The organism is Carboxylicivirga caseinilyticus, from assembly GCF_050589785.1.
Classification (GTDB): Bacteria; Bacteroidota; Bacteroidia; order Bacteroidales; family Marinilabiliaceae; genus Carboxylicivirga; species Carboxylicivirga caseinilyticus.
In genome coordinates this window covers 1-336 of record NZ_JBNGOX010000136.1, presented here as the reverse complement: position 1 = coordinate 336, position 336 = coordinate 1, and the positions used below count along the sequence as shown (strand labels likewise).

Below are 336 nucleotides of genomic sequence, written 5' to 3'. Positions count from 1 at the left end.
AGAACCAGATCATACTACAATAACTTAAAATTATATCCGGAGATTTCCCTAAAACTATTACAGAAATACTCTTTTTGAGAACCGAAAATCCGTGTATCCCTGCCACGATAATTATCGCGGCGATTCCAGGTGGCACCACTTAAAAGGTTGATTTCGAAAGAAGTCAACCTTTTTTTGTATTTTTAGTCATGGTCAAATACCACGTTTATATAATTTATTCTGAGAAATTTGACAGATTTTTTATTGGTCAAACTCAAAACCTAAAGTTAAGAATTGAACAGCACAACTCTGGCTTTTTCTCAAACTCATCAACCAAATTTACCAATGACTGGGTAT

The 336-nt window shown here is 33.9% G+C and carries 1 protein-coding gene; it reads left to right on the top strand.

What is annotated here, in order from left to right:
- Nucleotides 1-188: 188 nt before the first annotated feature.
- On the top strand, nt 189-336 hold a 148-nt coding region (locus ACRD62_RS22540; RefSeq protein WP_430822336.1), incomplete at its 3' end, for a GIY-YIG nuclease family protein.